At 50.8% G+C, this 19,747-nt stretch carries 21 protein-coding genes, 1 pseudogene and 1 riboswitch; of the genes and pseudogenes, 17 read left to right on the top strand and 5 right to left on the bottom strand.

What is annotated here, in order from left to right; all coding sequences use genetic code 11:
* Positions 1-116: 116 nt before the first annotated feature.
* Positions 117-1,064, top strand: a complete 948-nt coding sequence (prs, locus tag K9N75_RS10205; RefSeq protein WP_008813270.1) for a ribose-phosphate diphosphokinase — start codon at positions 117-119, stop codon at positions 1,062-1,064.
* 212 nt (positions 1,065-1,276) lie between these two features.
* Here the strand turns inward: prs and ychH are convergent, their stop codons facing one another.
* Positions 1,277-1,549, bottom strand: coding sequence for a stress-induced protein YchH (ychH, locus tag K9N75_RS10200; RefSeq protein ID WP_008813269.1), 273 nt, complete (start codon positions 1,547-1,549; stop codon positions 1,277-1,279).
* Positions 1,550-1,863: 314 nt separating this feature from the next.
* Here ychH and pth point away from each other — a divergent pair, with 314 nt between their 5' ends.
* Entirely contained in the window at positions 1,864-2,454 is a 591-nt protein-coding gene (gene pth, locus K9N75_RS10195; RefSeq protein ID WP_039187731.1) for an aminoacyl-tRNA hydrolase, read from the top strand.
* Between the two features lie 134 nt (positions 2,455-2,588).
* Positions 2,589-3,680 carry a redox-regulated ATPase YchF gene (gene ychF / locus K9N75_RS10190; protein ID WP_004090378.1) on the top strand — a complete coding sequence of 364 codons (1,092 nt, stop codon included), beginning with the start codon at positions 2,589-2,591 and terminating at the stop codon, positions 3,678-3,680.
* Positions 3,681-3,942: 262 nt separating this feature from the next.
* Here the strand turns inward: ychF and cbiG are convergent, their stop codons facing one another.
* From cbiG to pduF, 4 genes and pseudogenes are all read right to left on the bottom strand, one after another.
* A complete protein-coding gene (cbiG, locus tag K9N75_RS10185) occupies positions 3,943-5,019 on the bottom strand; it encodes a cobalt-precorrin 5A hydrolase (protein ID WP_008813250.1) in 1,077 nt (358 codons plus the stop codon).
* Positions 5,000-5,257: pseudogene (gene cbiF / locus K9N75_RS10180) on the bottom strand (cobalt-precorrin-4 C(11)-methyltransferase); the annotation flags it as partial. The gene cbiG and the pseudogene cbiF, both read right to left, overlap by 20 nt.
* Positions 5,258-5,466: 209 nt before the next feature.
* Positions 5,467-5,660, bottom strand: a riboswitch (cobalamin riboswitch).
* 361 nt (positions 5,661-6,021) lie between these two features.
* Positions 6,022-6,924, bottom strand: coding sequence for a transcriptional regulator PocR (gene pocR / locus K9N75_RS10175; RefSeq protein ID WP_008813249.1), 903 nt, complete (start codon positions 6,922-6,924; stop codon positions 6,022-6,024).
* A 285-nt stretch (positions 6,925-7,209) separates the two neighbouring features.
* Positions 7,210-8,025 (bottom strand): propanediol diffusion facilitator PduF, encoded by an 816-nt coding sequence (gene pduF, locus K9N75_RS10170; protein WP_130955124.1) that lies wholly within the window; start codon positions 8,023-8,025, stop codon positions 7,210-7,212.
* Positions 8,026-8,644: 619 nt separating this feature from the next.
* Here pduF and pduA point away from each other — a divergent pair.
* From pduA to K9N75_RS10100, 14 genes are all read left to right on the top strand, one after another.
* Positions 8,645-8,929, top strand: coding sequence for a propanediol utilization microcompartment protein PduA (pduA, locus tag K9N75_RS10165; RefSeq protein ID WP_004090398.1), 285 nt, complete (start codon positions 8,645-8,647; stop codon positions 8,927-8,929).
* A complete protein-coding gene (pduB, locus tag K9N75_RS10160; RefSeq protein WP_008813247.1) occupies positions 8,926-9,738 on the top strand; it encodes a propanediol utilization microcompartment protein PduB in 813 nt (270 codons plus the stop codon). The genes pduA and pduB overlap by 4 nt, the downstream gene beginning before the upstream one ends.
* 20 nt (positions 9,739-9,758) lie before the next feature.
* Positions 9,759-11,423: a propanediol dehydratase large subunit PduC gene (gene pduC / locus K9N75_RS10155; protein WP_039187668.1), complete on the top strand. Its 1,665-nt coding sequence runs from the start codon at positions 9,759-9,761 to the stop codon at positions 11,421-11,423.
* Between the two features lie 15 nt (positions 11,424-11,438).
* Positions 11,439-12,110 (top strand): propanediol/glycerol family dehydratase medium subunit, encoded by a 672-nt coding sequence (locus K9N75_RS10150; RefSeq protein ID WP_166713640.1) that lies wholly within the window; start codon positions 11,439-11,441, stop codon positions 12,108-12,110.
* Between the two features lie 14 nt (positions 12,111-12,124).
* Entirely contained in the window at positions 12,125-12,649 is a 525-nt protein-coding gene (gene pduE, locus K9N75_RS10145; RefSeq protein WP_224452550.1) for a propanediol dehydratase small subunit PduE, read from the top strand.
* Positions 12,650-12,784: 135 nt separating this feature from the next.
* Complete coding sequence (locus K9N75_RS10140; protein ID WP_020303795.1) at positions 12,785-14,620, top strand: diol dehydratase reactivase subunit alpha; 1,836 nt, start codon at positions 12,785-12,787, stop codon at positions 14,618-14,620.
* Positions 14,617-14,991, top strand: a complete 375-nt coding sequence (locus tag K9N75_RS10135; RefSeq protein WP_215757515.1) for a glycerol dehydratase reactivase beta/small subunit family protein — start codon at positions 14,617-14,619, stop codon at positions 14,989-14,991. Before K9N75_RS10140 ends, K9N75_RS10135 begins: the two co-directional genes overlap by 4 nt.
* Before the next feature lie 12 nt (positions 14,992-15,003).
* The gene (pduJ, locus tag K9N75_RS10130) at positions 15,004-15,279 is read left to right on the top strand and encodes a propanediol utilization microcompartment protein PduJ (protein WP_004090424.1); all 276 of its coding nucleotides are present in this window, start codon (positions 15,004-15,006) and stop codon (positions 15,277-15,279) included.
* A gap of 21 nt (positions 15,280-15,300) precedes the next feature.
* Positions 15,301-15,900: a BMC domain-containing protein gene (locus K9N75_RS10125; protein ID WP_215757516.1), complete on the top strand. Its 600-nt coding sequence runs from the start codon at positions 15,301-15,303 to the stop codon at positions 15,898-15,900.
* Positions 15,900-16,550 carry a phosphate propanoyltransferase gene (locus K9N75_RS10120; protein ID WP_008813240.1) on the top strand — a complete coding sequence of 217 codons (651 nt, stop codon included), beginning with the start codon at positions 15,900-15,902 and terminating at the stop codon, positions 16,548-16,550. The genes K9N75_RS10125 and K9N75_RS10120 overlap by 1 nt, the downstream gene beginning before the upstream one ends.
* Complete coding sequence (pduM, locus tag K9N75_RS10115; protein ID WP_039187662.1) at positions 16,547-17,044, top strand: microcompartment protein PduM; 498 nt, start codon at positions 16,547-16,549, stop codon at positions 17,042-17,044. The genes K9N75_RS10120 and pduM overlap by 4 nt, the downstream gene beginning before the upstream one ends.
* 3 nt (positions 17,045-17,047) lie before the next feature.
* Complete coding sequence (locus tag K9N75_RS10110) at positions 17,048-17,323, top strand: EutN/CcmL family microcompartment protein (protein WP_008813238.1); 276 nt, start codon at positions 17,048-17,050, stop codon at positions 17,321-17,323.
* Between the two features lie 15 nt (positions 17,324-17,338).
* The gene (locus tag K9N75_RS10105) at positions 17,339-18,358 is read left to right on the top strand and encodes a cob(I)yrinic acid a,c-diamide adenosyltransferase (RefSeq protein ID WP_224452549.1); all 1,020 of its coding nucleotides are present in this window, start codon (positions 17,339-17,341) and stop codon (positions 18,356-18,358) included.
* On the top strand, positions 18,358-19,746 hold the full coding sequence (locus tag K9N75_RS10100; protein WP_130955120.1) for an aldehyde dehydrogenase family protein: 1,389 nt from the start codon (positions 18,358-18,360) through the stop codon (positions 19,744-19,746). The genes K9N75_RS10105 and K9N75_RS10100 overlap by 1 nt, the downstream gene beginning before the upstream one ends.
* Position 19,747: the final 1 nt, after the last annotated feature.

Genomic DNA, 19,747 nt, shown 5'->3' with positions numbered 1-19,747 from the left:
TCGAGGAATATTTGAGTTCTGAAACACCCGTAGGGTAATGCAGCACGCTATCACCGCCCCCTGTTTAACGTGTCTGTACTACCAACTTCTCTGGACGCAAGCCTGAGGTTCTTCTCGTGCCTGATATGAAGCTTTTTGCTGGTAACGCTACCCCGGAACTAGCACAACGTATTGCCAACCGTTTGTACACCAGCCTTGGTGACGCCGCTGTAGGTCGTTTTAGCGACGGCGAAGTGAGCGTACAAATCAACGAAAATGTACGCGGTGGTGATATTTTCATCATCCAGTCCACCTGTGCACCCACCAACGATAACCTGATGGAACTGGTTGTTATGGTTGATGCACTGCGCCGCGCTTCCGCAGGCCGCATTACCGCCGTTATTCCTTACTTTGGCTATGCCCGTCAGGATCGCCGTGTGCGTTCTGCTCGTGTGCCAATCACTGCGAAAGTGGTGGCTGACTTCTTGTCAAGCGTAGGTGTTGACCGCGTTCTTACCGTGGACCTGCATGCTGAACAGATTCAAGGCTTCTTCGACGTGCCGGTAGACAACGTATTCGGTAGCCCGATCCTGCTGGAAGATATGCTGCAACAGAATCTGGAAAACCCAATCGTGGTTTCACCAGACATCGGTGGCGTGGTTCGTGCTCGCGCAATCGCTAAGCTGCTCAACGATACTGATATGGCTATTATCGATAAACGTCGCCCTCGCGCTAACGTTTCTCAGGTTATGCATATTATTGGTGACGTTGCGGGTCGTGACTGCGTACTGGTTGACGATATGATCGATACCGGTGGCACCTTGTGTAAAGCCGCTGAAGCACTGAAAGAACGTGGTGCAAAACGTGTGTTTGCCTACGCAACCCACCCTATCTTCTCCGGCAATGCGATCGACAACATCAAAAACTCTGTTATTGATGAAATCATCGTCTGCGATACCATCCCTCTGTCTGACGAAATCAAGGCGCTGAAGAAAGTTCGCACCCTGACACTGTCTGGCATGTTGGCTGAAGCTATCCGCCGTATCAGCAATGAAGAATCTATCTCTGCAATGTTCGAACACTAAGAAACTCGTTCAACATGCAGCAAAACGGCGGAGCAATCCGCCGTTTTTTGTTTGCACTGGGTAGGACGCAAACAAAAAAACGCCGCGTTGCGAAAGCATTGCGGCGTTTTAATTTCAATCGCTTTAATATCAGTAATGGTAAGCACTAAACCTTAATAACTAACTTGTTCTTAAACACGATCTTATTATTTAACACAACCGTTTGTGAAAGGTTAAGAATGACGAGTATTACGATTACAGCGTTTATCAAAGTGGCGAACCCACCAGTAACGATCGGCGACACGTTCATGACCACCAATACGCGCGCCAACCAGCCATAACAGCGCCCCAACGAAGATACTCATTACGGCACCGTGAGAGAGAAACTGAGGTAGATTAAGCTGAGGTAACTGGGCCAGCACAGAGTAACCTACGCCTCCCACCATGGTGATTAGGCCTAACCCCATAAAAACGTTACCGAGCCTCATGGCAGTTTTACGTTTCATATATCACCTCCTCAAGTTAAAACACTTTATGTGTTACGCCTAACGGCGTTCAATCTTTCCTTATGCTTAAAGTATAGACTCATATCACGTATGGTTATTGCGCCACACATCACAATTTGTGCTTTTTCACTTATTTTTCTTTACGTTAATTTTACATAAGCTTTAACACTTTAAAGTATGTAGCTAGCTTATTATTTATCCAACCCATTATCTTCTTTTATCTCTGGGATAACCTTAGCGCCTAGTTTTTGCATTCCCGCCCCATAGGGGTAAAATGCGCGGCTGAATTTCTTCTCTGATACGTGGAACTGAACGTGACTATCAAATTAATTGTCGGCCTTGCTAATCCAGGCGCGGAGTACGCGCAAACCCGTCATAACGCAGGGGCGTGGTTCGTCGATGCACTGGCTGAGCGCAACGGCCAGTCACTGAAAGAAGAAAGCAAGTTTTATGGCTATACCGCACGCCTCAATCTGGCGGGTAATGATGTACGTCTACTGGTACCAGCCACGTTTATGAACTTAAGCGGCAAAGCGGTTGCGGCCTTAGCCACTTTCTATCGCATCCAGCCCGATGAGATTTTGGTTGCCCACGACGAGCTAGACCTTCCTCCGGGCGTTGCCAAATTAAAACTGGGCGGCGGTAACGGCGGCCATAATGGGCTAAAAGACATTCAGAGCAAACTGGGTAATAACCCAAACTTTTACCGCCTACGCATTGGCATTGGCCATCCGGGCGATAAAAACAAGGTTGTCGGCTTTGTACTAGGTAAACCTTTAGCCAGCGAACAGCCACTGATCGATGACGCTATCGACGAGGCACTGCGCTGCACCGAGGTGCTGTTGAAAGAAGGTATCGATCGCGCAATGGCTCGCATGAATGGTTTCAAAGCAACCCCTTGCTGATTACTCCACGCGCCTTTTAACGCGGGATGATTCGAGAAAAAGGCACTTTGCGTGTATAATTGGCGGATAATTTCTAATTTCTTCGACATGCTAAAATATAGCTGTTGATATTCAATAAGTTAAGGTGATAACACATGGGATTCAAATGCGGTATTGTGGGCCTGCCAAACGTTGGTAAATCCACTCTGTTCAATGCGCTGACCAAAGCGGGTATCGAAGCAGCAAACTTCCCGTTCTGTACCATTGAACCGAACACCGGCGTCGTTCCTATGCCTGATCCGCGTCTGGATAAACTGGCTGAGATCGTAAAACCACAGCGTATCCTGCCAACTACCATGGAATTCGTTGATATTGCAGGTCTGGTGAAAGGGGCATCCAAAGGTGAAGGTCTAGGTAACCAATTCCTGACTAACATCCGTGAGACCGAAGCCATTGGCCACGTTGTGCGTTGTTTTGAAAACGACAACATCATTCACGTGAATAATAAAGTCGATCCTGCTGAAGATATCGATGTTATCAACACCGAATTGGCACTGTCTGACTTAGACACCTGTGAACGCGCCATGCATCGTGTCCAGAAAAAAGCAAAAGGCGGAGATAAAGACGCAAAAGCTGAACTTGCTGCGCTCGAAAAATGCCTGCCGCAGTTGGAAAACGCCGGCATGCTGCGTGCGCTGGATTTAACTGACGAAGACAAAGCGGCTATCCGCTACCTCAGCTTCCTGACGCTAAAACCAACCATGTACATCGCTAACGTTAACGAAGACGGTTTCGAAAACAACCCATACTTAGACACCGTGCGTGAAATCGCGGCTAAAGAAGGTTCTGTCGTCGTTGCTGTGTGTGCTGCGGTTGAATCTGATATCGCTGAGCTAGACGACGCTGACCGTGATGAGTTCATGGCCGAGCTGGGTCTGGAAGAACCCGGTCTAAACCGCGTAATCCGTGCGGGTTACGAACTGCTGAATCTGCAAACTTACTTCACCGCTGGCGTGAAGGAAGTACGAGCATGGACGATCCCTGTAGGTGCGACCGCCCCACAGGCAGCAGGTAAGATCCACACCGACTTCGAAAAAGGCTTCATCCGCGCTCAAACCATCTCCTTCGATGACTTCATCACCTACAAAGGTGAACAAGGCGCGAAAGAAGCCGGCAAGATGCGTTCAGAAGGCAAAGACTACATCGTTAAAGATGGCGATGTAATGAACTTCCTGTTCAACGTCTAATTAAAATTTGTCGTCTCATGAAGTTTCATTGAACCTCATGAAGATTAACAAACCCTATAAAATCCACGCAATTGCGTGGATTTTTACTTTCATTAAACGATCGCCATTGGTAGCTACTGGCTGCCAAACAGCCCAGCTATCGAATGCATGCAACGCGATACCTCTTTGAAAGATTGCCAACACGCTGTATGACTTCTGCTACAGAGACGCACAGAGAATAAATTCTTACCACTAGACGCGCCGCCAACATGGCCAATCACCGTCAACATGAGTGCGATAATCCCAACGTGATCGTGATGCCCTGCTGGCGCAGCGTATTACCAACTAATTGACCGTCACTCATCAGCCATGCAACTGGCTGTGAAACGCAGCTATGCTCCATCTTTTGACGGACAAAGTCAGGTGCAGATAAATGTTGTCCATGCCGGTTCAGTTCGCTAGCGCTGAACAGTTCAAACGGCACCCGCCAACACTCTGCTAATTGGTGCAGTACAGGCTGATCTTTTTTAACGACGGCGCTGCCAATCGCGCGCAGTGCCATAATATCGAAGTGGTTCTCTGCCATTTGCCGTTGTAGCAATTCAACCAGCATTTGCAACGAAGTTGCATGAAGGCATCCAATGCCCGCAACCACCCGACGTGGCACCAACTTATAAACAGGAAGTGCTGTTAATTGTTCAGTTGGCAGCGGTAAGCTATCGCGCATAGTAATACACACTAAGGCGTCCAACTGCGGCAACGCATCCAGAGACTCAACGGGAGTAAATCCTCGGATATCACAGCGCTCACGTTCCACTAGCAGAGGAGCATCCCACCACAGCCCTACTTTTTGATTGCTGACCAACATTTGATTAACCACTTTCGCTGCGTGGCGAAAATCATGCATTTCAGCATCCAATTGGGTTGCCAGCGTATCCAGTGCCGCCATCTCGTTGACGTCCGTAGCGGTGGTTATCACCGGATCGGCACCTATAAGGCCTGCCAAGTAGCGGGTTAGCGCATTGGCACCCCCCAAGTGACCCGACAACAGGCTGATGACGTGTTGCCCGCCCTCATCAATAACAACCACCGCAGGATCCGTCATTTTGTCATTCACCAGCGGCGCGATGACCCTGACGGTCAGGCCAATAGCCCCGACAACCACCAGCGCCGAATACTGCTTAAATGCCTCGCGCAGAGTATCGCCAAAGCTGCCGTTAAACGGTAAAAAACCCGCCTCCATCAGCTTGTCGCTGGTGAAACAACTCAGCGGCAAATGGGTTCTCAAACGCCGCGCCAGCCGCACTCCGCCAGGAGTGAGACAAAATAGCGCGATCGATTCAGGCTTGACGATATTCATGGCTGAACCCCGCATCATAAAGTTTGGAATAGTGATATTCATCGCCGAGAAATGCCTCCACCAATATCAACGCAGTTTTATGGATCGCCGCCTGATGAACCCACTCGGCGATCTCCTCCAGAGTACCGCGAACCGTTCGCCTTTCGGCCCATGTCGCCTTGTACACCACGACAACCGGCGTATCGACGGGAAAGCCGCCGGCCGTTAAACGCTCGGCGACGCGATACATTTCCTGTATGGGAGCCCACTGAGTCACCGGCATCCGAGTCAATAAGCGGCTATAGCACCTGCGGCCAGTTCCTATGCGAATAAATGCTTGTTTGTCTGAATGTTGCATAAAAAAATCCCGCCATTTCTAGCGGGATAGGCAGGGTCATAGAGATGCATTTACGCAACGACACCGCTGCGCGCATCTGATGACAACCCGCTTCCCACCGAAGGAGTTGAAACGTTTTTACTGATATGGCTGGTCTTCTGGCTTAGCGTCATTCTCTCCCGTCACCTTCCCAATCCTGTTAGATCAGTGGTCTCGGCGGGTTCGTCAGCATCACAGCAGCGGGGGCTGCGGGGGATTTATCACCCCCTTCCCAATCGTGTCTTTTACTCAAGGACACGACATAACCATTTCAGTCACTCACATTATCTAATTTCAGTAGACTCTATTATTCATTCCTTTTTTCCGTCTGAACCACACATTTATTTTCATTATTGTCATCTGATAATTAATCATCGATAGCAAGGTTAGTAACGAATATACACCCCTACGATCGTAATAAATGGTCAACTTCATTTTTTTCAAGTGAATTTATTGCTCAGCATAACAAATAATTGCTACAAACACTGGCAATGACATATTGAAAACAATGAATTAGACAAACACTCCCGAAATAAAAAATAGTAAAAACTTGTCCTTACTTTTTTACGACTCTACTATGTATTTAAGTTTTAAAATAGATTGCCCCGTGCAAGCCACATGACACATTGATATGTGAACAGCGGCTATCACTCTACTCCCCTGCGTTCAGAGGATATTGAGCGAAATACCTGTGGCGTGACGTTATAGGCCTGACGAAACACTTTGCAAAAATAGCTGGTCTGTGAAAATCCCAGATTTTTGGCAATACTGGCAATACTCCAGTCGCTGTGTTGCAGCATCTCTTTCGCATGGATCATCCGTTGCTGATTGACCCAAGCATTAAAACCAATTCCCTGATACTTTTTAAATAATTTGCTGAAATAATAAGGGCTGAGATACACGCTAGCAGCCACATCCTCCAAACGCAGCTCTTCAGAGAGATGCGTATCAATGTAGCGTAATGCCTTCTTTATTTTACTGTCATTAGGATGAACTGGACGTATCCTACCCGGCTCTTTACTGTCTTTATTATCGTTGATAACCACGAAATTCAGATGCTTTTTAAGGCAGTTCTCAACAATCAGCTTCAGTAAATCCGCCGAGGCAATCACGCGAGAAAAATCCATCATGGGCACATTATGGAACTCATCCATCAACGCCTGATCCTGCTGCCATTGATTATCAACATTAAGAATATCAATTAAATAGACATCAGAATGGAGTCGGACCTGACCGCATAAAACAAACCCTACTAGGTGGCCTGCAATAACCAGCGGAATAGAAAAATCCGTTAGTCCGGCGTGACAGCGATAGATACAAGGTTCATTAGACTTTGACGCTTCAAAGCCACCACACCGATCGCTCATTCGACAACGGAGATGGTTAACGGGGTCTTGACGCATCAACTGGCAAAATGGCGTAAAATTGAACAGCTCGGAAATTTCTTCACCGTGAATATTCACCACCACCACGGCCAGTCCGGTTGCTTGGGCAAAATCCTGCGCGATTTTATTTATGAGCTCTGAGTTTAGAGAACTGGCAGAAATCATGATAAAACCTCTCAGTCAATTTTGATTTATTGTTATAAAATTTCGTTTATTACTACGTATAGTCCCTGTAATGAATAATATGTTTCTTCTTTGCTAGATTGTTATTCCTATCCATGATGTGGAAAACGATTTCTCAATGAAGGTGTACACTCTCATGAAATGGAGTCAGCTACCATTCACCATACCAGAGCCATAATCAACAGAGGACTATAATCCGTCCATTAACTCGCGTAGATCACGAAATTTCCTCACCTTGTTTCATCAAACCAAGATGAGGAAACAGGGTTAATGAGCGGCTTTCTCATCCTCCAACTTACAGGCATTGCAAGGCAGATTGTTGCAAATCAAGAAGCGATAGATTGCAGCACCTAGACAAGCGCCAATGACAGGAGCCACGATCGGGATGATGAAATAAGGAATATCGCGCCCGCCGGTCATCGAGACTTTTCCCCAACCAGCAAAAAATGTAAATAGTTTAGGGCCAAAATCGCGTGCTGGATTCATAGCAAAGCCGGTTAACGGACCTGTTGCCGCGCCAATCACCGCCACCAAAATACCGATCAAGAGTGGACCTAATGCGCCGCGTGGCACACCGTTACCATCATCGGTCAGCGCCATAATCAGTCCCATCAGAATTGATGTGATAACGATTTCAACAAATGCGGCCTGCCAAACACTGATAGCCGATGCGGGAAAGGTACTGAAAATACTGGCCAGTTGCAGACTGTCCAAACTCCCACGAACCATCTGATGCGCGGCTTCAAAATCGGTGAATAAGTTGTGATACAACATGTAAGACAGCGCTGCGCCACCAAAAGCTCCTGCGATTTGCGCAAGGCTGTAAGGGAGCACTTTTCGTGCTGGGAAACAGGCAAACAGCCATAGAGCAACAGTTATAGCAGGATTAAGATGAGCTCCAGAAATCCCAGCCGTCAGATAGACGGCCAACGAAATCCCCAATCCCCACACGATACAAATTTCCCACAAACCAAAACTGGCACCGGCCACTTTCATTGCCGCCAGACAGCTAATACCGAAAAACAAAAACAGCCCGGTGCCAAGGAATTCTGCAATACATTGAGCTTTGAGCGAGTCGTTCATAGGATCACCCTGTTAGAAGTTATTATGATAAATAGGTTGTGTTCAGTAATGCACGCTCCTTGACTACACCACTATAAAGAGGGTGAAAATGAAAGTGTTGTCGTGATTCACGGCGAATCAAACAAAAACTAGAGTTCAAATAACAAATTATTGTCATTGCTCTGTAAAAAAATCATTTAAAACCAGCAAATAAGCCCCTTACGCGTTAATTAATTAATGTGATTTTCTTGTCATTTATTCTTTTCATTATTGTCAGCACGCTCACAAATTCTCTTTTGATGTGAGCTCGCTCGCATCATTAATACGCCTGCGCTTTTATTACGCGCGCAATACCAAAAAGAATAAACAGTGTCACGAACTTAATTTTAATTGTGTTGAGTCCACAACTAATTATTACCACATCCCCTCAAGAAAACACCCGATACAAAACAATCAGTTAAAACACATCACGGCAATAATTTGTTATTTCATCGCTAATCATTCCTGCCAGTAAATTCAACACAACCATTCTTTTCCATTGCTTGTTTGTATATTCATTCTCAGCACGAACCTGACACGTTATTTATGAATATGACAATTCAAGCCAGAACACGGCATCTGATATTCCGTCGAGGTATTTATGCAACAAGAAGCACTAGGAATGGTGGAAACCAAAGGTCTGACCGCTGCCATTGAGGCCGCCGACACCATGGTGAAATCGGCCAATGTGACGTTGGTAGGCTATGAAAAAATTGGCTCTGGCTTGGTCACCGTTATCGTACGTGGTGACGTCGGGGCCGTGAAAGCAGCCACGGATGCAGGCGCCATTGCCGCCGCCAACGTAGGCGAAGTGAAATCAACTCACGTGATCCCGCGCCCTCATACCGACGTCGAGAAATTTTTGCCAAAGGGAAATAGCCAATGAAAAGCAATGACCTGGTCGATCAAATCATGGCGCAGGTGATAGCAAAAGTCAGTGAACACGCTCCGGCGTCTTCTACACAACCATCCTATAAACAACGAGATACGGCTATGGCTGAGAAAGCTTGCAGTTTAACGGAATTTGTTGGTACCGCCATCGGCGACACGGTCGGACTGGTTATCGCCAACGTAGACAGCGCCCTACTGGACGCAATGAAGTTGGAAAAACGCTATCGCTCGATCGGTATTTTGGGCGCTCGCACCGGCGCGGGGCCACACATCATGGCGGCGGATGAAGCCGTAAAAGCCACCAATACCGAAGTGGTCAGCATTGAATTACCTCGCGATACCAAAGGCGGCGCGGGTCATGGCTCGCTGATTATCTTTGGTGGCGATGACGTTTCTGATGTGAAACGTGCCGTCGAAGTGGCATTGAAAGAGTTAGACCGGACCTTTGGCGACGTTTACGGCAATGAAGCGGGCCACATTGAACTGCAATACAGCGCTCGCGCTAGCCACGCGCTGGAAAAAGCCTTTGGCGCACCGCTGGGTCGCTCTTGTGGCGTGATTGTTGGCGCGCCTGCCTCGATTGGCGTGTTGATGGCCGACACCGCCGTGAAATCCGCCAACGTTGACGTAGTGGCTTACAGTTCCCCCGCACAGGGCACCAGCTTTAGTAACGAAGTCATTCTGGTTATCTCCGGCGACTCTGGCGCAGTGCGTCAGGCCGTCATTTCTGCCCGTGAGATCGGCAAAACGGTGTTAGCAACCTTGGGTTCTGAACCCAAAAACGACCGCCCTTCTTACATCTGATGCCACAGTGAGGCTGTTTCATGAAATCGAAAAGATTTGAAGCATTGGCGAAACGCCCCGTTAATCAGGACGGTTTTGTCAAAGAATGGATCGAAGAAGGCTTTATTGCCATGGAAAGCCCGAACGATCCGAAGCCATCCATCAAGATAGTCAACGGTGTCGTGACCGAGCTCGACGGCAAGCCGCAAAGCAGTTTTGACCTGATTGACCACTTCATCGCCCGCTACGGCATCAACCTAGAGCGTGCGGAAGAAGTGATGCAGATGGACTCTGTCAAACTGGCCAACATGCTGTGTGATCCCAATGTGTCACGCCGCACCATTGTGCCACTGACCACCGCCATGACACCGGCCAAAATCGTCGAAGTCGTCTCCCACATGAACGTGGTAGAAATGATGATGTCGATGCAGAAAATGCGCGCCCGTCGAACGCCGTCACAGCAAGCTCACGTCACTAACGTGAAAGACAACCCTGTACAAATTGCTGCCGATGCCGCTGAAGGCGCATTCCGTGGTTTTGATGAACAAGAAACCACCGTCGCCGTGGCTCGCTATGCGCCATTCAATGCGATTGCACTGCTCGTAGGTTCCCAAGTCGGTCGCCCTGGCGTTCTAACACAGTGTTCTCTGGAAGAAGCCACCGAGCTAAAGCTAGGGATGCTGGGCCACACCTGTTACGCAGAAACCATTTCGGTATATGGAACTGAACCCGTCTTTACCGATGGCGATGACACGCCATGGTCTAAAGGTTTCCTCGCTTCGTCTTATGCATCACGTGGTTTGAAAATGCGCTTCACCTCCGGCTCAGGCTCCGAAGTCCAGATGGGCTACGCCGAAGGGAAATCCATGCTGTATCTGGAAGCGCGCTGTATTTATATCACCAAAGCCGCAGGGGTTCAGGGATTACAAAACGGCTCCGTGAGCTGTGTCGGTGTCCCTTCCGCAGTGCCATCAGGCATTCGCGCCATTTTGGCGGAAAACCTGATTTGTTCAGCACTGGATTTGGAATGTGCATCCAGTAACGACCAAACCTTTACCCATTCGGATATGCGTCGTACCGCTCGCTTACTGATGCAATTCCTGCCGGGCACTGACTTCATCTCGTCCGGTTATTCAGCGGTGCCTAACTACGACAACATGTTCGCGGGCTCCAACGAAGATGCCGAAGATTTTGATGATTACAACGTCCTACAGCGCGATCTGAAAGTGGATGGTGGCCTGCGCCCCGTACTGGAAGCTGACGTGGTCGCGATTCGTAATAAAGCCGCCCGCGCACTGCAAGCCGTATTCGCAGGAATGGGGCTTCCGCCTATCACCGACGAAGAGGTGATTGCCGCGACCTACGCTCACGGCTCCAAAGACATGCCCGAACGCAACATCGTTGAAGACATCAAGTTCGCTCAGGAAATCATCAGCAAAAACCGTACCGGTTTGGAAGTGGTGAAAGCATTGGCGCAAGGCGGCTTTGAGGATGTGGCGCAAGACATGCTGAACATCCAGAAAGCCAAGATAGCCGGTGACTACCTGCATACCTCAGCCATCATCAAAGGCAACAACCAAGTGCTGTCCGCGGTGAATGACGTCAATGACTATGCAGGACCAGCGACCGGTTACCGGCTGGAAGGTGCACGTTGGGAAGAAATTAAAAATATTCCAAACGCGCTTGATCCGAATGAGCTTGGCTAAGGGGTTCACGAAATGGTGGATATTAACGAAAAACTGTTACGCCAAATTATTGAAAGCGTATTGCAGGAAGTGCAGGGAGACCAGAATACCGTCTCCTTTAAGCAAGAGAACCAACCCGCGCCAGCTGCTACCGCCGTTGCATCAGGGGATTTTCTCACTGAGGTTGGTGAAGCGCGTCCCGGCACCCAACAGGATGAAGTCATCATTGCCGTCGGTCCCGCCTTTGGCCTGTCACAAACCGCCAATATCGTTGGCATACCACACAAAAATATTCTGCGTGAATTAATTGCGGGTATCGAAGAGGAAGGCATCAAGGCGCGGGTTATCCGCTGCTTTAAATCCTCTGATGTGGCCTTTGTTGCGGTAGAAGGCAACCGCCTCAGCGGTTCGGGGATCTCTATTGGCATCCAGTCAAAAGGTACCACGGTCATTCATCAACGCGGTTTGCCTCCGCTCTCTAATCTCGAGCTGTTTCCACAGGCTCCTCTGTTGACTCTGGATACCTACCGTCTGATTGGTAAAAACGCCGCGCGCTACGCCAAACGAGAATCACCACAACCGGTTCCAACCCTGAATGACCAAATGGCTCGGCCAAAGTATCAGGCCAAATCTGCGATTCTGCACATCAAAGAAACCAAATATGTGGTGACTGGTAAGAATCCTCAGGAACTCCAGGTGGCGCTTTAACAAAGGAAAACACGATGAATTCCGAAGCTATTGAATCCATGGTTCGCGATGTGCTGAGCAAGATGAACAGCTTGCAAAGCCAAACACCCGCGGCAGCTTCTGCTCCAGCAGCCAGTTCGCGTAGTGACGCCAAAGTCTCTGATTATCCTCTGGCGAATAAACACCCCGACTGGGTGAAAACCGCAACCCATAAAACGTTAGATGACCTCACGCTGGCGAACGTGTTGAACGGCAGCGTCACCTCACAGGATTTGCGCATTACGCCTGAAATCCTGCGCATTCAGGCATCGATTGCCAAAGATGCGGGCCGTCCTCTGCTGGCGATGAACTTTGAGCGCGCCGCTGAGCTGACCGCGGTGCCCGATGACAAGGTGCTGGATATCTACAACGCTCTGCGCCCATACCGCTCCAGCAAAGAAGAGCTGAATGCAATCGCCGATGACTTAGAACAGACCTACCACGCGACCATCTGCGCCGCCTTCGTGCGAGAAGCCGCTGTTTTGTATGTTCAGCGCAAAAAGCTCAAAGGCGACGATTAATTTGGCGATATCGAGCGGAGGGAGATAGGTCGTTGGGGTCGTAGCGCGCTAATCCGCCTCACTCTCCAAGACATACAGCCCTTCCCCCTCAATAAAAAATGAGGGGATTACTATCAGCAACTTAAGGCAGGAAATATGGGTCGGCATCGGTATATAGCAGGCGTGGATATTGGCAACTCATCAACGGAAGTGGCATTGGCGCAAATTGCAGCTGACGGTCAATTGCAATTTGTTGCCAGCGCCATGACGGAGACTACCGGTATCAAAGGGACGCAACGCAACATTTTCGGCATCAATAAGGCGCTGAACATGTTGGTGGAAAAAGCGGGTATCGCCCTGAGTGATATCAGCCTGATCCGCATCAACGAAGCGACCCCCGTCATTGGTGACGTGGCGATGGAAACCATCACGGAAACCATCATTACTGAATCCACCATGATCGGCCATAACCCAAAGACGCCCGGTGGACTGGGATTGGGTGTAGGGCTGACCATCACTATAGATGAACTGGTCACTCGTGATCCCACCCAGCCTTATATTCTGGTCGTACCGTCCGCCGTGGATTTTGCCGATGTCGCTGCCGTGGTCAATGCCGCCAACGGCGCAGGATACCGCATTACGGCGATTATCCTGCAACGTGATGATGGTGTGTTGGTGAGCAACCGCCTCACGCAACCACTGCCCATCGTCGATGAAGTGCTGCATATCGACCGTATCCCCATGGGCATGCTGGCAGCGGTTGAAGTTGCGATGCCAGGTCAGGTGATAGAAACCCTATCGAATCCTTATGGCATTGCCACGGTTTTCGAACTCAGCGCAGAAGAAACCAAAAACATCGTGCCAGTGGCTCGCGCATTGATTGGCACTCGATCTGCGGTCGTGGTGAAAACCCCCGCTGGCGATGTTAAAGCCCGCTCTATTCCAGCCGGACATCTGGAGTTATTTGCTGACGGGCGCACTGTGCGAGTGGATGTCGCAACCGGTGCGGAAACTATTATGACGGCGGTGAATAGCTTCCGGCATCTGGACAACGTAAGTGGCGAAGCCGGCACCAATATTGGCGGCATGCTTGAGCACGTGCGTCATACCATGGCTGAGCTGACCAACAAGCCCGCTAATGAAATCTTTATTCAGGATTTGCTGGCTGTAGACACTGCTGTACCGGTCAATGTCATTGGTGGTCTGGCGGGTGAATTCTCGCTCGAGCAGGCGGTGGGTATTGCCTCCATGGTGAAATCTGACCGTCTGCAAATGGCCCATATCGCCAGCGAAATTGAAAAGACACTGAATATTGATGTGCAGGTTGGGGGGGCAGAGGCCGAAGCTGCAATACTCGGCGCACTGACCACTCCAGGAACGCGTCGGCCGTTGGCCATTCTCGATCTCGGGGCGGGTTCTACCGATGCCTCCATCATCAATGCGCAAGGTCAAATCGTCGCGACGCATCTGGCCGGTGCTGGCGACATGGTGACGATGATAGTGGCGTCTGAGCTCGATCTCCAAGACCGATACTTGGCCGAAGACATCAAGAAATACCCCTTAGCAAAAGTGGAAAGTCTGTTCCATCTTCGCCACGAAGACGGCAGCGTCCAGTTCTTCCCACAGCCGCTACCGCCAGAGGTTTTTGCTCGACTGGTGGTGGTGAAACCTGAAGGGTTAGTGCCGCTGCCAGGAAATTATGCGCTGGAAAAAGTGCGCAATATCCGACGCTCAGCCAAAGAGCGGGTATTCGTCACCAATGCTTTACGCGCGCTACGGCAGGTCAGCCCGACCGGTAATATCCGCGATATCCCCTTCGTGGTGTTGGTCGGCGGCTCATCGCTGGATTTTGAAATTCCACAATTAGTGACCGACGCCCTCTCCCACTACAAGTTGGTGGCCGGTCGCGGCAATATCCGCGCCAGCGAAGGCCCGCGTAACGCGGTCGCCACCGGATTGATTCTGGCTTATCAGCGGGAGAGTGGCCGATGAACATCCCTAACGATGCGCCAGCCATTGTTATCAGCCTCACCTCATCAACGCCCGAGGCGATCTGGCATCAAGTATTGCTAGGGATTGAGGAAGAAGGCATTCCTTGGCAATGGCAGCAAGACGATGACGCTGATGCAGTACAACGCGCTTGGCAGGCAGCGACCCGCTCACCGTTATTGGTTGGGCTAGCCTGTTCTGCCGACGAAATCATCGTGCATTTCCGAAATCTCCCCCCAGCTAGCCCGCTGTTTCGGCAGGCGTGGGGGCAAGACAAAGACCAATTGCGGCAGCTAGGTAACAACGCCGCCCGCTTGGTTAAAGGTTTACCGTTTAAGTTGTCACCCAAAAGTCATTCCCACAACCCCGATTAAGGATAGAGAAATATGAATAATGCACTGGGATTAGTCGAAACCAAAGGCCTAGTCGCGGCAATTGAAGCGGCTGACGCTATGGTCAAATCAGCCAACGTACAGTTGGTTGGCTACGAGAAGATCGGATCCGGCTTGGTCACCGTCATGGTGCGCGGCGATGTTGGCGCAGTTAAAGCAGCCGTTGACGCGGGTTCTGCGGCTGCCAGCGCGGTGGGTGAAGTGAAGTCTTGCCATGTGATCCCTCGTCCGCATAGCGATGTAGAAGCCATTTTACCGACCTCTGCCTAAGGGTAAGAAGAGGAGCACAGCGTGAAAACGTCACTGGGTTTACTCGAAGTTAGTGGTCTAGCGCTGGCGATCGGTGCGGCGGATGCCATGGCAAAAGCGGCATCCGTCAGCCTGATTGATATAGAAAAAACCAACGGCTCGGGTTGGATGTTAATCCGCCTGACCGGTGATGTGGCGTCGGTTCAGGCGGCAATCAATACCGGTGCCGCCTTTGCCCAGCAACATCATGGTTTAGTGTCGCGTGCCATTTTGGCTCGTCCAGCAGATGCCCTAATGGCGCATTGGCAAACGCCCCAGCGTGAGTCGATAGATCCCGAACCAGCCACCTTGCGTGAACCAACGCATAAGGTCGCTTCTGAAAGGGATATCACTGAAATATGTGTACCTGAAAAAGTGGAAGCTGCATCGGAAAGAGAAGAAACAGCGGCTCCGCTCCCTGTCGATACCGTCACCGACGAGACGAGTGACATCGCCATCGGTGAGGAAAAACAGGATGTAAAAAATGAGGCTCAGCCAGCGCTGAGTGTGAGCTGCAATCTCTGCCTAGATCCGGCTTGCCGACGCCATAAAGGTGAGCCCCGTTTTCGCTGTATCCATGCGGCTAAGCGAGGAAAAGTCTGATGGAAAAAACGTTACTGGAACCCGTTGTCAGTAAGATCCTCGACGAAATGCGTCTTCGTCCGATCCCGCTTGGGGTTTCCAATCGACACCTGCACCTCTCGGTGCAGGACTACCAACAATTATTTCCCAATCAGCCACTGATTGAGAAAAAAGCGCTGCTCCAACCCGGTCAATTTGCCGCCGAACAAACGGTAACGCTGGTTGGCCCCAAAGGCAGCCTAAAAAACGTTCGAATTCTTGGCCCTCTGCGCAGCCACAGTCAGGTTGAGATCTCCCGTACCGATGCCCGCACGTTGGGTATTCATGCACCGCTGCGTATGTCTGGGAATCTGGACCAAACCCCCGCTATTCGGTTGGTCAGTCCGTACGGTGAACTGGAGCTACCGCAGGGAGTCATTGTGGCGCAGCGCCATATCCATATGTCACCGCTGGATGCCCTGCTCTATCGCGTTAAACACGGTGACTGCGTACAGGTCGCCATTCAGGGCAGCGGTCGCAGGCTGATCTTAGACGATGTTGCTATTCGGGTTTCCCCACAAATGAAACTGGAAATGCACATCGATACCGATGAGGCCAATGCCGCAGGCGCTGACGACCCAGCGGCTTTTGCCACGTTGCGGCCTTCATCAGCACGGACACAACAGCCATGAATCTCACTCAGGCGCAAACCGAACAACTGGTCAGCCAGATTGTCACGCGGTTGGTCGAGCGCGAACGCCGGGTTCACGCCTTGGGGTTGCCTCAGCTACGCGCCGGGCTCGACTCATCGGTATTCGTATTGAATGCCACTTTGCATCTGATGCTGCCGGATCTGGCATTTATCCGCCGATTGGCGCACGACGAAACCCAATGTCCGGCCGTTGCCGCTCTGCACGAAGCATGGTCGTGGGGGATGAAAGTTCATATCAGTTTGCATCGCCAATTGTTACCTGCGCTACCCGCAGCGGCATTGCGTCCATTGCCCCTGAGTTTCAGCGACAGCCAAGGCGTTGCGGTACGGCTGCATGCGGGTCAGGTACTGAGCTATCGGGATATTGCCACCCTGTCCCCGGGATGGTTATTGATTGACCACCATACGCAGGTTACACCGCTGGCAAAGGACACCTTGTCAGCCCGTCACATTCAACTGTTAAGGCAGGAGTAAAACATGCAACTGGCCCGAGTGGTAGGTTCTGTCGTCTCAACGCAAAAGTCCCCGACGCTGATCGGTAAAAAGCTGCTGTTGGTACGCCGTGTCGCCGGTGACGGCTCGCTTCCACCTGATAGCAACACGCCAGATGAAGTCGCCGTCGACTCGGTCGGTGCGGGTCAAGGGGAATTAGTGTTGCTTTCAGCAGGGTCCAGCGCCCGACGTGTTTTTGCTGAGCCGAATGATGCCATCGATCTGGCCATCGTCGCCATTGTCGATGAATGCTCTTACTGATGAGGCGGTGAGTTTATGAGCATCTATACCAAAACCGGTGATGCCGGCACAACGGCCCTTTTCACCGGACAGCGGGTGAAAAAACATCACCCTCGGGTGGAAACCTACGGCACGTTGGATGAACTGAATGCGGTGCTCAGCCTGTGTGCGCGCGTAGCACAAGGCGTTGAAAACCTTCAGTTGCTTGATGCCGTACAACACCAGCTATTTTATTTCAGCGCTGAACTGGCCAGCGTTGGCATAGATACCCCACCCGATGGGCAAAAAAGCATTACTGAGCAGGATATTCACGCACTAGAACAGGCCGTAGACCGTTGCATGGCACAGTTGCCGCCGGTACACGGTTTTATTCTGCCCGGAAACACCGAGGCGGGCAGCCGCTTACATTTTGCCCGTACCCTCGCACGGCGCTGTGAACGACGCCTGATCGAGCTGGCCGAACAAGTTCCCGTACGCCCGGTGTTATTGCAATACCTAAACCGTTTATCCGATTGCCTGTATGCCTTGGCCCGCGACGAAGATCAGCGCCAACAGCTACAGCAAATCGCCCAAACCGTGGCGGCCCGTTATCTGGCAGCAACAACAGAGAAACCGAAATCTATGATCGCTCATCCTTCCGCAGATGAACTTGGATTTTCCGATGTTCATCAGCTCGTTAAGCAGGCAGTTGATGCTGCCATAGCACTAGAGATCGCTGTCGTCGTGGCACTGGTCGATCGCCACGGCAACATGATGATGACCTACCGCATGCCGGATGCCCTGCTGGTTAGTAGCGAACTCGCGCCTAAGAAAGCCTGGACCGCGGTCGCGTTGAAAACCGCCACCCACCAGCTCAATGCCGCTGTTCAACCGGGAGCCGATCTGTACCAACTGGAAGCCAGTACGGAGGGAAAAGTGGTCAGCTTTGGTGGAGGCTATCCCTTATGGCGTAACGGCCAATTGGTCGGGGGATTAGGGATAAGCGGCGGCAGCGTTGCACAAGATATGCACATCGCAGAAGCGGCCATGTCGGCTTTACATTTGAGGAATGAATAATGAATACCAATGAACTTGAATCTCTCATTCGCACTATCCTCACCGAGCAACTGATGCCCGCGACCGCGTCGGCTTCCAACGCTATTTTTGCAAGCGTTGATGACGCGATCAATGCCGCTCATCGCGCATTTTTGCGCTATCAGCAAAGCCCAATGAAAACGCGCAGCGCCATTATTAGCGCTATCCGCGAGCAACTGAAGCCACAGCTATTGTCACTGTCTGAACGCGGTGCCAGTGAAACGGGCATGGGCAATAAAGAAGATAAGTTTCTGAAAAATAAAGCTGCGCTGGAAAACACCCCCGGGATTGAAGATCTGGCCACTACCGCGTTGACGGGTGATGGCGGCATGGTGCTGTTCGAATATTCACCGTTTGGCGTCGTGGGTTCGGTCGCCCCCAGTACCAACCCGACCGAAACCATTATCAACAACAGCATCAGTATGTTAGCCGCAGGTAATGCGGTCTATTTCAGCCCACATCCTGGAGCCAAAGACGTTTCGCTGGATCTCATTACCCAAATAGAAGAGATCGTCTTTAGCAGCTGCGGTATTCGCAATCTGGTGGTGACGGTAGAAAACCCGAGCTTTGAAGCCACACAACAGATGATGGCACACGACAAAATTGCGCTGCTGGCGATTACCGGCGGGCCTGGCATTGTGGCCATGGGGATGAAAAGCGGCAAGAAAGTGATTGGCGCCGGTGCAGGCAATCCACCTTGTCTAGTGGATGAAACCGCCGAATTGGTGAAAGCGGCGCAGGATATCGTTGCCGGTGCTTCGTTCGACTACAACCTACCGTGTATTGCAGAAAAAAGTCTGATTGTGGTGGAAAGCGTTGCCGATCGTTTATTGCAACAAATGCAAGCCTTCGATGCATTGCTCATCAGTCATCCGCAAGAAGTCGACAATCTACGCAAAGCCTGCCTGACACCACAGGGACATGCCAATAAGAATTTAGTGGGGAAAAGCCCTGCTGAGCTGCTGAAAGCGGCGGGGATCGCCTGCCCTGCTAAAGCACCGCGTCTGTTACTGGTAGAGGTTGCAGGTAACGATCCACTGGTCACTAGCGAACAGTTGATGCCGCTGTTACCGGTCGTGCGGGTAAAGGACTTTGATGCAGGGTTAACACTGGCGCTGCAGGTTGAAGGGGGGCTACACCATACGGCGACCATGCATTCGCAGAATGTTACCCGACTGAATCTAGCCGCACGTCTGTTACAGACCTCTATTTTTGTGAAAAACGGTCCGTCCTACGCTGGAATTGGCGTCGGCGGTGAAGGCTTTACCACCTTTACCATCGCCACCCCAACCGGAGAAGGCACGACATCGGCTCGTACTTTCGCGCGCCAACGTCGCTGTGTGCTGACCAACGGTTTCTCCATTCGCTGAG

The organism is Hafnia paralvei, assembly GCF_020150375.1.
Classification (GTDB): domain Bacteria; phylum Pseudomonadota; class Gammaproteobacteria; order Enterobacterales; family Enterobacteriaceae; genus Hafnia; species Hafnia paralvei.
The sequence above is the reverse complement of the archived record's forward strand: the minus strand, read 5'-3'. Positions and strand labels throughout refer to the sequence as shown.

What these genes read in the sequence shown, in the direction of transcription:
- K9N75_RS10110 (WP_008813238.1), top strand. Translation starts at nt 17,048, where the DNA reads ATGCAACTGGCCCGAGTGGTAGGTTCTGTCGTCTCAACGCAAAAGTCC.
- pduM (WP_039187662.1), top strand. Translation starts at nt 16,547, where the DNA reads ATGAATCTCACTCAGGCGCAAACCGAACAACTGGTCAGCCAGATTGTC.
- K9N75_RS10140 (WP_020303795.1), top strand. Translation starts at nt 12,785, where the DNA reads ATGGGTCGGCATCGGTATATAGCAGGCGTGGATATTGGCAACTCATCA.
- K9N75_RS10105 (WP_224452549.1), top strand. Translation starts at nt 17,339, where the DNA reads ATGAGCATCTATACCAAAACCGGTGATGCCGGCACAACGGCCCTTTTC.
- K9N75_RS10100 (WP_130955120.1), top strand. Translation starts at nt 18,358, where the DNA reads ATGAATACCAATGAACTTGAATCTCTCATTCGCACTATCCTCACCGAG.
- pduA (WP_004090398.1), top strand. Translation starts at nt 8,645, where the DNA reads ATGCAACAAGAAGCACTAGGAATGGTGGAAACCAAAGGTCTGACCGCT.
- pocR (WP_008813249.1), bottom strand. Translation starts at nt 6,924, where the DNA reads ATGATTTCTGCCAGTTCTCTAAACTCAGAGCTCATAAATAAAATCGCG.
- ychH (WP_008813269.1), bottom strand. Translation starts at nt 1,549, where the DNA reads ATGAAACGTAAAACTGCCATGAGGCTCGGTAACGTTTTTATGGGGTTA.
- K9N75_RS10135 (WP_215757515.1), top strand. Translation starts at nt 14,617, where the DNA reads ATGAACATCCCTAACGATGCGCCAGCCATTGTTATCAGCCTCACCTCA.
- pduC (WP_039187668.1), top strand. Translation starts at nt 9,759, where the DNA reads ATGAAATCGAAAAGATTTGAAGCATTGGCGAAACGCCCCGTTAATCAG.
- pduJ (WP_004090424.1), top strand. Translation starts at nt 15,004, where the DNA reads ATGAATAATGCACTGGGATTAGTCGAAACCAAAGGCCTAGTCGCGGCA.
- K9N75_RS10120 (WP_008813240.1), top strand. Translation starts at nt 15,900, where the DNA reads ATGGAAAAAACGTTACTGGAACCCGTTGTCAGTAAGATCCTCGACGAA.
- pduF (WP_130955124.1), bottom strand. Translation starts at nt 8,025, where the DNA reads ATGAACGACTCGCTCAAAGCTCAATGTATTGCAGAATTCCTTGGCACC.
- pduE (WP_224452550.1), top strand. Translation starts at nt 12,125, where the DNA reads ATGAATTCCGAAGCTATTGAATCCATGGTTCGCGATGTGCTGAGCAAG.
- cbiG (WP_008813250.1), bottom strand. Translation starts at nt 5,019, where the DNA reads ATGAATATCGTCAAGCCTGAATCGATCGCGCTATTTTGTCTCACTCCT.
- ychF (WP_004090378.1), top strand. Translation starts at nt 2,589, where the DNA reads ATGGGATTCAAATGCGGTATTGTGGGCCTGCCAAACGTTGGTAAATCC.
- pduB (WP_008813247.1), top strand. Translation starts at nt 8,926, where the DNA reads ATGAAAAGCAATGACCTGGTCGATCAAATCATGGCGCAGGTGATAGCA.